The 14,625-nt window shown below is 58.3% G+C and carries 11 protein-coding genes and 2 pseudogenes; 3 read left to right on the plus strand and 10 right to left on the minus strand.

The genetic code is table 11. From position 1 onward, the window contains the following. Positions 1-29 precede the first annotated feature (29 nt). The 8 genes and pseudogenes from ACWHWP_RS12680 to ACWHWP_RS12715 form a co-directional block, all read right to left on the minus strand. Positions 30-917, minus strand: coding sequence for an ABC transporter substrate-binding protein (locus tag ACWHWP_RS12680; RefSeq protein WP_447855743.1), 888 nt, complete (start codon positions 915-917; stop codon positions 30-32). Positions 918-926: 9 nt separating this feature from the next. Beyond that, the gene (locus tag ACWHWP_RS12685) at positions 927-1,700 is read right to left on the minus strand and encodes an amino acid ABC transporter ATP-binding protein (RefSeq protein ID WP_059309952.1); all 774 of its coding nucleotides are present in this window, start codon (positions 1,698-1,700) and stop codon (positions 927-929) included. Then, positions 1,684-2,609, minus strand: a pseudogene (locus ACWHWP_RS12690) (amino acid ABC transporter permease). The gene ACWHWP_RS12685 and the pseudogene ACWHWP_RS12690 overlap by 17 nt, the downstream one beginning before the upstream one ends. Positions 2,610-2,618: 9 nt before the next feature. Next, on the minus strand, positions 2,619-3,128 hold the full coding sequence (locus ACWHWP_RS12695) for a GNAT family N-acetyltransferase (protein ID WP_447855744.1): 510 nt from the start codon (positions 3,126-3,128) through the stop codon (positions 2,619-2,621). 9 nt (positions 3,129-3,137) lie between these two features. Next, positions 3,138-5,401, minus strand: a pseudogene (locus ACWHWP_RS12700) (NtaA/DmoA family FMN-dependent monooxygenase). 16 nt (positions 5,402-5,417) lie between these two features. After that, positions 5,418-6,539 carry an amidohydrolase gene (locus ACWHWP_RS12705; RefSeq protein ID WP_447855745.1) on the minus strand — a complete coding sequence of 374 codons (1,122 nt, stop codon included), beginning with the start codon at positions 6,537-6,539 and terminating at the stop codon, positions 5,418-5,420. Further along, entirely contained in the window at positions 6,536-7,537 is a 1,002-nt protein-coding gene (locus ACWHWP_RS12710; protein ID WP_063956524.1) for an LLM class flavin-dependent oxidoreductase, read from the minus strand. Before ACWHWP_RS12710 ends, ACWHWP_RS12705 begins: the two co-directional genes overlap by 4 nt. 110 nt (positions 7,538-7,647) lie before the next feature. Next, on the minus strand, positions 7,648-8,187 hold the full coding sequence (locus ACWHWP_RS12715; RefSeq protein WP_063956526.1) for an AAA family ATPase: 540 nt from the start codon (positions 8,185-8,187) through the stop codon (positions 7,648-7,650). Positions 8,188-8,527: 340 nt separating this feature from the next. Here ACWHWP_RS12715 and ACWHWP_RS12720 point away from each other — a divergent pair, with 340 nt between their 5' ends. Further along, positions 8,528-10,063 carry a methyl-accepting chemotaxis protein gene (locus tag ACWHWP_RS12720; RefSeq protein WP_447855746.1) on the plus strand — a complete coding sequence of 512 codons (1,536 nt, stop codon included), beginning with the start codon at positions 8,528-8,530 and terminating at the stop codon, positions 10,061-10,063. Here the strand turns inward: ACWHWP_RS12720 and ACWHWP_RS12725 are convergent. Beyond that, positions 10,060-10,458: a (R)-mandelonitrile lyase gene (locus ACWHWP_RS12725; RefSeq protein ID WP_447855747.1), complete on the minus strand. Its 399-nt coding sequence runs from the start codon at positions 10,456-10,458 to the stop codon at positions 10,060-10,062. The genes ACWHWP_RS12720 and ACWHWP_RS12725 overlap by 4 nt on opposite strands. A gap of 112 nt (positions 10,459-10,570) precedes the next feature. On the opposite strand from ACWHWP_RS12725, the gene ACWHWP_RS12730 reads away from it, so the two are divergent. Together ACWHWP_RS12730 and ansP are read left to right on the plus strand one after the other, a co-directional pair. Beyond that, positions 10,571-11,461: a LysR family transcriptional regulator gene (locus ACWHWP_RS12730; protein WP_447855748.1), complete on the plus strand. Its 891-nt coding sequence runs from the start codon at positions 10,571-10,573 to the stop codon at positions 11,459-11,461. Between the two features lie 328 nt (positions 11,462-11,789). Next, positions 11,790-13,286, plus strand: coding sequence for an L-asparagine permease (ansP, locus tag ACWHWP_RS12735; RefSeq protein ID WP_059309942.1), 1,497 nt, complete (start codon positions 11,790-11,792; stop codon positions 13,284-13,286). A gap of 92 nt (positions 13,287-13,378) precedes the next feature. On the opposite strand, the gene yncE is transcribed toward ansP, so the two are convergent. Next, positions 13,379-14,440 (minus strand): 7-bladed beta-propeller protein YncE, encoded by a 1,062-nt coding sequence (gene yncE / locus ACWHWP_RS12740; protein ID WP_447855749.1) that lies wholly within the window; start codon positions 14,438-14,440, stop codon positions 13,379-13,381. Between the last annotated feature and the right edge of the window lie 185 nt (positions 14,441-14,625).

The raw sequence follows: 14,625 nt of genomic DNA on the forward strand, positions 1-14,625 counted from the left end.
GGGATGAAAACCCTAAGTGTAGAGCACCATTAGTAGGTTATCCCAGGCGGGTTGACCTCCGATTGTGCTACCGCTTCGCCCTGCTCGCCCCAGCGCGCCAGCACCTTCTGGTAATCTCCGCGCGTAATCGCACCGTTCAGCGCGGCCTGCAGGGCGTACACCAGCTCGTTGCCTTTTTTGGTGGTGGTCGCGACATAGGCTTTTTTCGGCCCTAAACCGACCACGCGGGTCTTGCCGGTGAGCGCGGCTTTATAGGCCGAGACCGACTGCGGCCCGAAGAACACGTCCGCCCTGCCGGACTGAATATAGAGATTGCCCGAGGCATCGTCCTGGAGATAGACCGGCAGCGCAGGTGCCCGCCCTGCCTTTTGGTTCTCTTCGTTCCAGCCCAGCAGGATACGTTCCTGATTAGTACCAGAGCCGACAATCACCTTTTTCCCCGCCAGATCTTCCGCGTTTTTAATGGACTGCACCTCGCTGGTGGATTTCACCGAAAACGCCAGCGAATCGACGCGGTAGGTTGCAAAATCGAACTTCTCTTTCCGCTGTTCGGTCACCGCAATGTTCACCAGCGCCACGTCGTAGCGCCCCGAGGCGATCCCCAGCGGCCAGTCCTCCCACGCCGTCGGTACCAGCTTCAGCTTCAGCCCCAGGCTGCCCGCCAGCAGGCGAGCGATATCCGGGTCGCTGCCAATCCGCGTTCGGTTATCGCTGGCCAGCAGCGCCAGCGGCGGGGAGTTCAGCGCCGAAATGGCGACCGTCAGCGTCCCCGGTTCAACGAACCGGTAATTCGCGGGGATCTTCGCCACCGCCTGCGGATCGACCGTCATCGGCAGCGGCTGCTCGTTGGCTTTTAAATCAATGCTGGCGTGGCTGGCGGCTGAAAAAATCAGCCCCGCCAGAAGTCCGTATTTCATTGGTGCTCCTTATAAGACTTTGGAGAGAAACTGGCGCGTTCGCGGATGCGATGGATGATTCAGCACCTCGTCACTGCTGCCCTGCTCCACAATTTTTCCGTCGACCATAAACACCACCTGATCCGCCACCTCCCGGGCAAAGCCGATCTCGTGGGTGACCACCACCAGCGTGGTGCCGGACCGGGCCAGCTTTTTGATCACGTCCAGCACTTCCCCCACCAGCTCCGGATCCAGCGCCGAGGTGGGTTCATCAAACAGCATCACGCGCGGGCGCAGCGCCAGCGCGCGGGCAATGGCAATTCGCTGCTGCTGGCCGCCGGAAAGATGGCGGGACCAGGCGTCCGCTTTATCCCGCAGCCCAACCACGTCCAGCAGGCTGAACGCCCTTTCCACCGCCTCTTTTTTGCTGAGCTTTTTATGCGCGACCGGCGCCTCTATCAGGTTTTCCAGCACCGTGAGGTGCGGGAAGAGGTTGAAGTTCTGGAACACATAGCCCACGTTGATGCGCTGCTTGAGGATCTCCTTCTCTTTAAGCTCGTAGAGCCGGTCGCCCTGACGGCGATAGCCTATGTAATCGCCGTCTATCTGGATAAAGCCTTCGTCGACGCGCTCCAGGTGGTTAATGGTGCGCAGCAGCGTCGATTTGCCCGAGCCGGACGGCCCGAGGATCACCGTCACGGATCCGGGCGGGATCTCAAGCGTGACGTTGTCGAGCGCCTTATGGCGACCGAAATACTTGCTGACGCCGGTAATCGAAATGTGTCCTTCAGGAGAGGCTTGCATGGACGGGCTCCTGTGCTGGTGCGGTGGTGACAGAACGGCTACGACGGGTGGCGCGGTTCTGATTAACGGCAGAGCGGCGTTCGCTGCGGGCGAGCGCGCGTTCAACACCGTACTGGATAGCGGACAAGACGGTGGTAATCACCAGGTACCAGGCGGCTCCGACCATCAACAGCGGGATCACCTCCTGCGTGCGGTTGTAAATCATCTGGATGGTATAAAACAGCTCCGGCATCGCCAGGACGTAGACCATCGCCGTGCCCTTGGCGAGGCTGATGATCTCATTGAATCCCGAAGGCAGAATGGTGCGCAGCGCCTGCGGCAAAATAATGCGCACCGTGCGGCGCCAGGCCGGCAGGCCGAGCGCGGCGGCCGCTTCATATTGCCCGTGGTCGACGCCGAGGAATCCGCCGCGAATGATCTCGGCGGTATAGGCGCTCTGCACCAGGGTGAGCCCTACCACGGCGGTGGAGAACTGCCCCAGCACGTTAATGGTTTCAAAACTGCCCCAGGTGATGCCGGTGAACGGCACGCCGAGAGAGAGCGTGTCGTAGAGATAGGAAAAGTTGTAGAGAATGATCAGCACCACGATCAGCGGCAGAGAGCGGAACAGCCAGATGTAGGCCCACGCCAGGCTGCTCAGCAGCCAGGACGAAGAGAGTCTCGCCAGGGCCAGCATGCCGCCAATGACCACGCTCAGCGCGGTGCCGATCAGCGTCAGCAGCAGGGTCTGGCCGACGCCTTCGAGGATCACCGGGTCAAAGAACCAGCGGGCGAATACCCCCACTCCCAGCGCGGGTTAAAGGCCACGGACTGTATGACGACCGCCAGGACAAACAGCGCCACCGCGGCGCCGACGGCCCGCAGCGGATATCGCGCCGGGACCACCTTAATGGTTTCAACGTTGCTCATCGTCGTTCCTCATGCGGTTTGACTGAACGCTTCGCGTACCAGCGTTTTGGTGAAGCGCAGCCGGCCGTCAAACGGCGGCTGGCTATACTCTTCCGGATCCCGGTTCAGATCGAACTGCGGCTGGTAGCCCTGGCTGATATAGAGCCTGACCGCCTCCGGCTGGCGAAAACCGGTTGTCAGGTAGATATGGCTATACCCTGCCAGCACCGCCCTGCGCTCCAGCTCCTGCACCACGCGCCCGGCAAGTCCCTGCTGACGCAGGGATTTGTTGGTCCAGATACGTTTAATCTCTGCGGTCCGCTCGTCAAAGGGCTTGTAGGCGCCGGTGGCGATGATTTCACCATCGCGCTCCAGGACGATAAACAGCCCCTGCGGCGCCAGATACCACTCCGTCAGCTCGACTTCCGCATCCTTAGAGAAGTAGTCCCCGTAACGGGCCGCGTATTCACCGAACAACCCCTCGATAATGGGCTGGAGTTCGGCATCTTCCGGCGAAACATCACGAAATTGTTCGCTCATCGCGCCTCCTTAATCACCCAGGCCAGCAGGGTTCACTTCTGAACTCGGGATGCGCTCAACGCCCTCACCCCAGCGGTTCAGCACCTTGTCGTAATCGCCGCTTTTGATAGCGCCGTTCAGCGCGGTTTGTACCGGCTCGACAAGGCCGCTGCCTTTTTTCAGCGTTACCGCGATGTGCGCCGCCTTCGGCCAGCCGCCGTCGACGCTGCCGACCAGCTTGGTTTTACCCGTCAGCGCGGCTTTCCACGCGCCAATCACGTTCGGGCCAAAGAAGGCGTCCGCGCGCCCGGACTGGATCGCCAGGGTTTGTGCCGCATCGTCTTTGGTGTAGATCGGGGTAAAAGGTTTCAGCCCCTTCTTCAGGTTTTCAGCATTCCATGCCAGCAGAATGGCTTCCTGATTCGTGCCGGAGCCCACGATAATGCGCAGCCCGGCGATGTCCTCCGCTTTCTCAATGGACGTAATCGGGCTGGTAGATTTCACGTAGAAGCCGAGGGAATCCTTGCGGTAGGTGGCAAAATCAAACTTCAGTTTGCGTTCTTTGGTGACGGTGATGTTGCTGATGGCCGCATCGTATTTCCCTGAGGCCACGCCCAGCGGCCAGTCTTCCCAGGAGGTCGGCACCACGTTCAGCTCCAGCCCGAGGCTGTCCGCCACCAGACGCGCAACGTCGACCTCGCTTCCCAACAGCGTTTTGTTGTCATCGGAGAAGACCGTCAGCGGCGGCGAATTAAGTGCGGCCACCGCCACGGTGAATTTGCCCGGCACGGCGAAGCGGTAGTCTTTCGGCAGCTGGGCGATGGCATCACCGTTTTTGGCGGTGTTGATCGGCGTTTTATTAGCCTCAATGCTCACGCCGGTGCCGTTAATATTTACATTCTCTGCCCAGACGGCAGGGGTAAAGGCCAGCGCGAGCGCCAGAATAAGCGATGTTTTCTGCATAGCGGTGTTCTCTTTTATTGTTGTGTGAAGGCGTTTTTCGGCTCGTCCAGGCCTAAGCTTTCGCGCAGCGTGGTGCCCGGGTAGTCGGTGCGGAACAGGCCGCGGGCCTGTAACACGGGCACCACCTGGTCAACAAAGCGCGGGAAGGTGTCCGGCGTACCGCCCTGAATGATGAAGCCGTCTGCGGCATAGCCTTCGAACCAGGCCTGCAGGCCGTCCGCAACCTCCTCCGGCGTACCGGAAAAGCGCGGGCGCGGCGAAGCGGCTTCCAGCGCCACCTGACGCAGGGTCAGGCTGCGCTCGCGGGCGTTACGCTTGATTTCATCGGTGGTGCTGCGGAAGCTGTTTTTGCCTAAGTCGCCGATATCCGGGAACGGTTCGTCGAGCGGATACTGGCTGAAATCATGATGTTCAAAATAACGCCCGAGGTAATTAAGGGCATCGTTAATCGACACCAGCGCCGCCGTGGTTTGATACTGGTTTTCCACGTCATCGGCGTCTTTACCCACAATAACGCTGACGCCCTGGAAAATATGTAAATCAGAGGCGCGGCGGCCGTGCGTTTCCAGCTGCTGCTTCACGTCGCGATAAAACGCCTTTGCTTCCTCGACGGTTTCGTGATGGGTAAAAATGGCATCGGCGTGTTTCGCCGCCAGCTTTTTCCCGTCATCCGACGCGCCGGCCTGGAATACAATCGGACGCCCTTGCGGGGTGCGGCCAATATTCAGCGGCCCGGCGACCTGGAAGAAATCACCGTGGTGATCCAGGGCGTGAAGCTTTGACGCGTCAAAGAATTGCCCGCTCTCTTTATTACGTACGAACGCATCACCTTCCCAGGAATCCCACAGCCCTTTCACCACGTCGAGATACTCATCGGCGATCCGGTAGCGCAGCGCGTGTTCCGGGTGTTTTTCGCGGGAAAAGTTCTTCGCCGACCCTTCCAGCGGTGAGGTCACCACGTTCCAGCCCGCGCGGCCGTTGCTCAGATGGTCGAGGCTGGCGAACTGACGCGCCGTGGTAAAGGGCTCGCTGTAGGAGGTGGATAAGGTTCCCACCAGCCCCAGGCGCGAGGTGATGCTGGCGAGCGCGGATAACACCGTCAGCGGTTCAAACCGGTTTAAAAAATGCGGGATCGACTTTTCGTTAATATAAAGGCCGTCGGCAACGAATAAGAAATCGAGTTTGCCCTCTTCCGCCTTTAACGCCGTCGCCTTAACGAAATCAAAATTGATGCTGGCATCGGCGACGGCCGCAGGGTGACGCCAGGCGGACATATTCCCGGATGCACCATGCAAAATGGTCCCGAGCCGCAGTTGACGATGTGCAGACATATTCACCTCTTCTGAATTAAACGTGTTGCAGGGCTTTTTCCGCAAGCTGTGCAAAATAGCGGGCAGCGGGCTCAATTAATGCTTCATCCGGGTTAAACGCCGGGTGATGTAAACCAAACGGGCTGTTGCTGCCAATGCTGACAAACGCGCCGGGAATGGACTGCAAATAGACCGCGAAATCTTCCCCGCCCATGTGCAGCTCCGCGTGCCGGGTTTCGTAACCGGCTTCCCGGGCAACCGAGGTGGCAAAATCGGCCCAGCGTTCGTCATTCACCAGCGCGGTGGGCCCGGCATACCAGGTGATATCGATCTGCGCGCTAAAGGCGCTGGCAAACCCGGCGGCAATTTCGCCCACGCGGGCCTTCACGTTCTGCTGCACTTCCGTGCGGTGGGTTCGCAGCGTGCCCTCCAGCTCGACGCTTTCCGGCAGCACGTTCCAGGTGTTGCCGCCGGCGATGCGCGTGACGCTCAGCACCACCGAATCCAGCGTATTGACGTTGCGGCTGGCAACGCTCTGCAGCGCCGTCACCAGCTGGCTCGCCAGCACGATGGCGTCGTTGCCTTCGTGCGGACGTGCGGCGTGCGCGCCCTTGCCGGTAATGCGGATCACGAAACGGTCGACGTTGGCATAGAACGGCCCGCCGCGGGTGGCGAACTCGCCGACCGGCAGGCCGGGCTCGTTATGCATACCGAAAATCGCGCTCACGTCGCGCAGGGCACCGGCCCGCACCATGCTCTTCGCGCCGCCAAAGTTCTCTTCCGCAGGCTGGAACAGGATCCGCACTCGCCCGTCGAGCGACGCTTCACGCTCTTTCAGCTTCAGCGCCGCGCCGAGGATCACGCTGGTGTGGATGTCGTGTCCGCAGGCATGCATCACCCCCGCACGTTGCGAGCTAAACGGCACGCCGCTGCGCTCCTCTATCGGCAGAGCATCAATGTCTGCGCGCAGCGCAATCAGCCTGCTGCCGGTGCCGATTTCCGCCACCAGCCCGGTCGAAAGCTCATAAGGCAGCGGCGCAATGCCCGCGTTTGTCAGCCACTGGCGCAGGCGCGCGGTGGTTTCCACTTCCTGACCCGACAGCTCCGGGTTCTGGTGCAGCTCGCGCCGCCAGGCAATCAGCTGTTCGCCAAAGCTCATACTGTAACCTCCCTGTTAAGACGCGCCTCGGCCAGCAGCCGCAGGGACGCCACGCGCGTGGCGCCATTCGCAATCGGTGTATCAATAATAAATTCGTCAATGCCCCACGTTTCATGGAGGGCGTTCAGGTGTTCGAGCACGAATTCCGCCGTGCCCGCCAGCAGAGATTGCGCCCGACGCGCAATGCGCACCGGTTCACTTCCCGCCTGGCGCGCAAACGCGTAAGCCTGCTCTTCGCTGGCGACGGTGACGCGCTGTCCGTTGGTCAGCTCAACGCCCCACACTTCCACCTTCTGCGCCAGCGCTTCCGCTTCGGCCTGCGTCGGCGCGACAATCGCCTGCACCGCCACAATCGCCTCGCGGGTGCTGTTTTCACGCCAGGTGGCGATTACCTCACGCAGCAAGTCCGGATCGCCGTTCAGGTGCGCGGCGAAGACAAAGTGCCAGTCAAGCCGGGCGGCCAGCAGCGCGCTTTCAGTGCTCGCTCCCAGCAGGAAACCCTGCGCGGGTGACGGCGGCAGCGGCGTGGCAAGCACAGCTTCTTCTGTTGACTGATGTTCAGGACGGATCCAGCGATCGAGCTGGGCCAGCTGTTCGGCAAAGCTGCCCTTTTCCTGTTGATTCAGACCCTGCTGCAGCGCGCGGGTCGAGAGCGGCAGGCCGCCGGGGGCTTTTCCGACGCCGAGATCCACGCGGCCCGGCCCCAGCGCGGCCAGGACGTTGAAATTCTCGGCAACTTTATAAGGGCTGTAGTGCTGAAGCATCACGCCGCCGGAGCCGACGCGAATCCGCGTGGTTTGCCCGAGGATCCAGGCAATCAGCAGCTCCGGTGAAGGGCTGGCAAGCTGTGGGGTATTGTGGTGTTCGGCAATCCAGAAGCGGTGATAGCCCAGATTTTCTGCCTGCTGCGCCAGCGCAAGGGTACGCGCCAGTGCATCGGCAGCCGTTTCATTTTCAGCGATGGGGCTTTTATCCAGAATGCTGATTCGCCATGACATGTTGCGTTCTCGTTTGACTTAACATGTCGACATTATTAAAGGCGCATTTCACCACTGAGAAACAATTAATTTACATTTGGTTTGCCGGAAATCAGATATATAAAACCATGCTAAGAATAAGACTTTAGGGAGGCAAGCAGCGTTTCCGCCTGCTCGCGGCGGGTTATGCGGACAAAGCGGATATGCGCGTAGCGCGGATCTTGCAGATCGGCTTCATAACGCGTGCGGTTATTGCGCCAGGTTTTCATCGTCCAGATGATAATGGACTCTCTGCTGAAGAACGCGCGCCGAAAACTCTCTTTGTTCCCCGTGCCGGGCCAGAGCTCGTGCTTGTGCCATGCCCGTTTGATGGCCCTTATGACGGCCTGCCAGAGTGTGCGGACAAACCCGTAATCTACCCACACCACAACGTCGACGTTACGCCATTTAATGGGCCGCGTGCGGTTATAGTTACCGTCAAGCACCCAGTCTGGCGACGCCCGTAGCGCCTGCTCCAGCTTTTCCTCAAAGAGATCGTCCGGAGTACCCTGCCACTCGGGGCGCCAGTAGAGCCTGTCCATCTCGATATAGGGAATCGCCAGTTCGGCCGCAATCTGCTTCGCCAGGGTGCTTTTTCCACTCCCGCTGGTTCCGATGACGTTAATTTTCACTTAAGCCTCACCCCGTTAACGAAAACTGACTAAATAATAACGTTTTCATCCTGTTAACGAAACGCTATTTCAGCAGGGCAATTTTCCCTGGGAGGCGATCTCCCTCTTTCAGTTTGGCTTAGGTCATTTATTTAAAGCGGTTCAAAAAAGCGCGTCTGGAAATATTTTCATTTTTATTACATTCGCTGTAACTAACCCTATAAAAATAATTAATGGGGCTATTTCGAATAATATTAATTTCAGAGAGAATAGCCCCTGACAGCTATAAAAATAATCATATTAATCTTACCTGAGCGTTTTCCGGGTGTTTTTATTCTTGCACATAATTATGGAGTTACTCATGAGGCGTAACACTCCCGTTACACAAAACGAGTATTTGCTTAACGATGGTTCGACGCTAATGTCGACCACCGATACAGAAAGTCATATTACCTATGCCAATTCCGCTTTTATTGAAGCCAGTGGATATAAAGAAGAACATCTGCTGGGTGAACCGCATAACCTCATCCGCCATCCCGACATGCCTGCCGGGGCGTTTGGTGATATGTGGTTTACCCTGCAGCAGGGTGAGACCTGGACGGGGATGGTGAAAAATCGTCGTCAGAATGGCGACCATTACTGGGTGCGGGCTAACGTGACGCCGGTCTGGCAGGATGAAACCCTCACGGGCTATATTTCCGTGCGGAATATTCCCTCCCGGGAAGAGATCGCGGCCAGTGAAAAACTGTATGAGAAAGTACGTAATAATGAATTAAAACATCATCGTTTTTATAAAGGGCTGTTAATCCGGCGCGGTTTATTTTCCTTTATGTCGCTCTTTAAACGTCTCAGCACCGGCAAACGAATCCACCTTGGTATTGCAGCAACAGCATTACTCTCCTGCCTGGCGATATATTTATTCTCGGATAGTCGCGTTCAGGCCGGAAGTCTGGTGCTGCTGTTTATTGCCCTCGCCTGTTATCTACACGCGCAGATCGCCCGGCCGTTAAAATCCATCGTGCAACAGATGCAGAGCGTGGTTTCAGGGCGTAAAACGACCTATTACCATTTTGACAGGATCGATGACATCGGGCTGATGATGCGCCTGGTGAATCAGTCCGGTTTAAACCTGAATTCGCTGGTCGACGACGTCGGGGCGCAAATCAGCGGGATTGGCACCATCAGCCAGCAGGTCGCGAAAGAAGGTGCAGCGCTGCAGACGCGCTCCGAAGAGAGCGCAGACTTTCTGCAGCAAACCGCTTCTGCGGTGGAGGAGATCGCCAGCGCGGTGAAGCAGACGGCGGAAACCGCGAAAGAGGCCACGGAGATGGCGGATCGCACCCGCGCCAGCGCCCGCTGCGGTGAAGCGATGATGAAAGAAACCATCGGTATGATGCAGTCCGTCTCGCAGGATAACGGCCAGATTGTCGATATTATCGGCGTTATCGATCGTATTGCCTTTCAGACCAATATTCTTGCGCTGAATGCTGCCGTTGAAGCGGCGCGCGCCGGTGAGGCCGGGCGCGGGTTTGCCGTGGTGGCGGCTGAGGTGCGCAATCTTGCGCAGCACTCGGCGACGGCGGCGAAAGAGATCAAAGCGCTGATTGAGAAAAACGTTGCCAGCGTCAACGCGGGCGTGGAGAAAGTGGAACAGACCGAAACGCAGCTGACGGTGATGATCGAAAACGTTCTGCAGGTCTCCTCCCTTATTAAGGAGATCGGCCACGCCACGCAGGAGCAAACCCAGGCGCTAACGCTCATCAACGCGTCCATCTCCCGTATCGGCGCCATGACCCTCACCAATACGGGGATGGTGGATAACGTCACCCACGCCGCGAATCACCTGACGCAGCGCGCGACGCGCCTTAAGCAGGCGATTGCCGTGTTTGGCGGTTAGTCGTTCGGGTACTGCTCGTCGGTGACTTTTTCCAGCCACGCTACCGGGCTGCCGTTTTCCGATTCGGCGATGGCGATGTGCGTCATCGCCGTTTGCGCGCTTGCCCCGTGCCAGTGCTTCACGCCGGGTGGGATCCAGGCGATATCGCCCTGGTTCAGCACTTCCGCCGCTTTGCCCCACTCCTGTAGCCAGCCGCGCCCCTGCGTCACAATCAGCGTTTGCCCCAGGGGATGCGTATGCCATGCCGTGCGCGCGCCCGGCTCAAAGGTCACGGTTGCCCCGCCGACGCGGGCAGGTTCGGTCGCCTGAAAGGGCGCGTCAATGCGGACGGTGCCGGTGAACCAGGCTTCCGGCCCCTGTGCTGAAGGTAATGAACCGCTGCGGATAATTTTCATCTTGTGCTCCTCGTTGTCTGTTGCGTTAACAGTAGCGCAAAGCATTCCGAACGATTAGCGTGCATAATCAGATAGGAAATATGATTGAAATTCATAAATAGAGGCAACCGCGATGCTAAAAGATAACTTCAACGACCTGCTCTCTTTTATGGTGGTTGCCCGCGAGCGCAGCTTTACGCGCGCAGCGGCGCAGCTGGGCGTTTCGCAATCGGCCCTTAGCCATGCCATGCGCAAGCTTGAAGCGCGGTTGGACGTGCGCCTGTTAACCCGCACAACCCGCAGCGTAGCGCCCACCCAGGCGGGTGAGCAGCTCTTTGCGCGCTTAAGCCCGCACTTGCGGGAGATCGAGCAGGAGCTTGCGGTGCTTCGTAGCGCCCGCGACAAACCCGCAGGCGCTGTCCGCATCGTCGCCGGCGAGCACGCGATGGACGCCGTGCTCTGGCCGGTACTGAAGAGGTTTATGCTGCAGTATCCGGAGATTAGCGTCGAGGTGACGGTCGATAACGGCCTGACGGATATCGTGGACGGCCGTTTCGACGCGGGAGTACGCCTGGGTGAACAGGTGGCAAAAGATATGATTACGGTGCGTATCGCCCCGGACATGCGCATGGCCGTCGTCGGCTCCGCGGATTATCTGGCACGCTTTGGCGTTCCGCAGACGCCGGAGCAGCTCGCTGACCACCGCTGCATCAACATGCGCCTGCCCACGCGTGGGGGGCTGTATCAGTGGGAATTTGAACGCGACGGGCGCGAGCTGCGCGTGCGGGTTGAGGGGCAGCTTACGCTGAACAGCCTGTCCCAGCGCATCGACGCCGCTGAGAATGGCCTCGGACTCGCCTACGTGCCTGAAGCGTCGGTTCTGGCTGCGCTGAATGACGGGCGGTTAGTCAGCGTCCTTGAGCCGTGGTGCCCCACTTTTGAAGGGTACCATCTTTATTATCCCAGCCGTCGCCAGCACACTACCGCTTTCAGGTTACTGCTGGATGCCCTGCGGCAGCCATAAACTTTACCACCTGGTAATTATTAAGCGAATCTGATGATTAAATAATCAACCCCGCAACTGTTTTGTCTAAAAATGCGCCACGATTCAGCGTGTTGCGATCGCCGTCTGCTCTGACCACACGATTTCCTTCGACGTGCATCACTTTCGGCACGGTTATATTTTGCGTCGCTTATGAATTGCAGGTAGGATGCCTCGCCATGTTTCGCCTTATCCATACGCAGAATGACTGGGAAGGCGACATGTGTTTGCGCAGAAGCAATCGTTTGTATTGCTTTCTGCCAGGCAGGACTATCACGATAATGGTTCAGACAGGCAAACAGGTAACTCAATGAAAACAAGCAATAAAAGCGCAGCCGATCATCATGCTGCTAAACGTCGCTGGTTGAACTCCCACGAAGAGGGCTACCACAAAGCGATGGGCAACCGTCAGGTTCAAATGATCGCCATCGGCGGCGCTATCGGAACGGGTCTGTTTTTAGGTGCGGGTGCACGTCTGCAGATGGCTGGCCCGGCTCTCGCCCTGGTCTATCTGGTGTGCGGGATCTTCTCTTTCTTCATTCTACGCGCGCTGGGCGAACTGGTACTCCATCGCCCCTCCAGTGGAAGCTTCGTCTCTTACGCCCGTGAATTCCTCGGTGAAAAAGCGGCCTACGTGGCGGGCTGGATGTACTTCGTTAACTGGGCGATGACCGGTATTGTCGATATCACCGCCGTTGCGCTGTATATGCACTACTGGGGCGCGTTTGGCGATGTGCCGCAGTGGGTCTTTGCGCTTGGCGCGCTGGCGATTGTCGGCACCATGAACATGATCGGCGTGAAGTGGTTCGCGGAGATGGAGTTCTGGTTTGCGCTGGTAAAAGTGCTGGCCATCGTGGTGTTCCTGGTTGTGGGTACCGTCTTCCTCGGCAGCGGTAAGCCGCTGGACGGCAATGCCACCGGCTTCCATCTGATAACCGATAACGGCGGATTCTTCCCGCACGGCCTGCTGCCTGCGCTGGTGCTGGTTCAGGGCGTCGTGTTCGCCTTTGCCTCCATCGAGCTGGTGGGTACCGCGGCAGGGGAATGTAAAGATCCGCAGACGATGGTGCCAAAGGCCATCAACAGCGTGATCTGGCGTATCGGTCTGTTTTACGTGGGTTCCGTGGTGCTGCTGGTTCTGCTGCTGCCGTGGAACGCCTATCAGGCAGGTCAGAGCCCGTTCGTGACCTTCTTCTCTAAGCTGGGCGTGCCTTACGTAGGCAGCATCATGAACATCGTGGTGCTGACGGCGGCGCTCTCCAGCCTGAACTCCGGCCTTTACTCTACCGGTCGCATCCTGCGCTCCATGTCCATGGGCGGTTCTGCGCCGAAGTTCATGTCAAAAATGAGCAAGCAGCACGTGCCGTACGCCGGTATTCTCGCGACGCTGGTGGTCTACGTCTTCGGCGTGTTCCTGAACTACCTGGTCCCGTCTCAGGTCTTCGAAATCGTTCTGAACGTGGCCGCGCTGGGTATTATCGCGTCCTGGGCCTTTATCGTGGTCTGCCAGATGCGTCTGCGTAAAGCCATTAAAGAAGGGAAAGCGGCTGACGTCAGCTTTAAGCTGCCTGGCGCGCCGGTGACCTCCTGGCTCACCCTGCTCTTCCTGTTCAGCGTGCTGGTGCTGATGGCGTTCGACTACCCGAACGGCACCTACACCATCGCGACCATTCCGCTGCTGGCCGTGCTGCTGATTGCCGGCTGGTTTGGCGTGCGTAAACGCGTTCACGAAATCCACAGCACCGCGCCGGTTCATCCTGACGATGAAAAACACGACGCGCCGCTGGTAGAAGAAACCTCGCGTTAATAAAAAAGCCGGGTGGCGGCTTCGCCTTACCCGGCCTACATTTCATGGTTTTGTAGGCCCGGTAAGCGGCAGCGCCACCGGGCAATCCCATCTTACAGAGCAATACGAATCACATCGTCAGGCTGGGTGGCTTCCTGCTGGCGGGTGGATTTTTGTTTCACCGTCACGTACAGGGTTTTGCCATCCGCTGAGAGCGCCAGGCTGTTCGGGTAGACCGGCGTGTCGAAGGTTTTGGTGACCTTATAGGATTTCGCGTCAATCACGCTCACCTTACCGGCTTCACGGTGCGTCACGTAGGCCTCGTTGCGGGCCGGGTTAAACAGGACGGCCAGCGATTCCGGCGCGGCGATTTTCTCGATCACGCTGCCGTCTTTCAGGCTCACTACCAGCACTTCCGGCTGCTTTGAATCGGTCAGGAACGCGCGCTGACGGGCAGCGTCGAGGCTCAGATTCAGGTAGAAGTGCTCTTTCCCGTCATCCTGCACCTTTTTACGGCTGATAATTTTGTTGCTAGCCGTATCAATCGTCACCAGTTCGCCGTCCGCATTCGTGGTATAGAGACGTTTCGCCTGCGCGTCCAGGGCCAGGCCGGTGCCGTACGTACCGGTGTTGGCAATGGTCTCTTTCAGCTTCAGCGTTGTGCCATCCACTACCCAAACCACGCTCTCTTTCCCCACGCCCGTGATGTAAACGGTGTGGGTGCTGTCGTCTGCCACCAGCTGGCGCGGCTGCAGCGGTTTAACGGTGTCACTACGCTGACGTCCATCCAGAACCACACGCCCTTTTACGTCGCCCGTTTTGGCGTCAATGGCCGTTACCGCGCCGTTGAGGGTGTTGCCGAACCACAGCGTCTGGCTCGCGCCGTCAAGGGTGGCGCCAAAGGGCTTGAGATCGCTATGAATGGCCTGCGTGACGTCCAGCGTGACCGGATCGAGACGATAGACAACGCCGCCCTTGTCGGTTTTACGGCTTTGCGCCGTTGCCACCCACAGCGCGTTCTCCTGCTGGCTCACCGCCATTTCATACGCCCCTTTGCCCACCGCTTTGCGCAGCACCTCTTCGGCAGCATGCGCCTGGAACGTTCCGGCAAACAGTAAAGCGGCAGACAGCAGCGACACGCTCAGACGCGGCGAGCTCAGATGACGTAAAGACATAACAATTCCTTTTCTGAAAAGAGGGTTTTCTGCTGACATCACTTCCGGCAGGCAACGTCGTGGCATTGCCTTTTGATAATGAGAATAGTAATCATTAATCAAACGAATGTGGAGTTTTTCTTTCCCGTTTCGCCTTTCATTAACGCAATGTGCGGTTATAGTTTTCAAAACATTTACAAAACATT

It is taken from the genome of Enterobacter sp. WI-ESBL-E8 (assembly GCF_053364895.1).

Excerpts from the sequence above, each read along its gene's own strand:
- ACWHWP_RS12680 (WP_447855743.1), bottom strand. The coding sequence starts at position 917 with ATGAAATACGGACTTCTGGCGGGGCTGATTTTTTCAGCCGCCAGCCAC.
- ACWHWP_RS12730 (WP_447855748.1), top strand. The coding sequence starts at position 10,571 with ATGCTAAAAGATAACTTCAACGACCTGCTCTCTTTTATGGTGGTTGCC.
- ACWHWP_RS12725 (WP_447855747.1), bottom strand. The coding sequence starts at position 10,458 with ATGAAAATTATCCGCAGCGGTTCATTACCTTCAGCACAGGGGCCGGAA.
- ACWHWP_RS12710 (WP_063956524.1), bottom strand. The coding sequence starts at position 7,537 with ATGTCATGGCGAATCAGCATTCTGGATAAAAGCCCCATCGCTGAAAAT.
- ACWHWP_RS12695 (WP_447855744.1), bottom strand. The coding sequence starts at position 3,128 with ATGAGCGAACAATTTCGTGATGTTTCGCCGGAAGATGCCGAACTCCAG.
- ACWHWP_RS12685 (WP_059309952.1), bottom strand. The coding sequence starts at position 1,700 with ATGCAAGCCTCTCCTGAAGGACACATTTCGATTACCGGCGTCAGCAAG.
- yncE (WP_447855749.1), bottom strand. The coding sequence starts at position 14,440 with ATGTCTTTACGTCATCTGAGCTCGCCGCGTCTGAGCGTGTCGCTGCTG.
- ansP (WP_059309942.1), top strand. The coding sequence starts at position 11,790 with ATGAAAACAAGCAATAAAAGCGCAGCCGATCATCATGCTGCTAAACGT.
- ACWHWP_RS12705 (WP_447855745.1), bottom strand. The coding sequence starts at position 6,539 with ATGAGCTTTGGCGAACAGCTGATTGCCTGGCGGCGCGAGCTGCACCAG.
- ACWHWP_RS12720 (WP_447855746.1), top strand. The coding sequence starts at position 8,528 with ATGAGGCGTAACACTCCCGTTACACAAAACGAGTATTTGCTTAACGAT.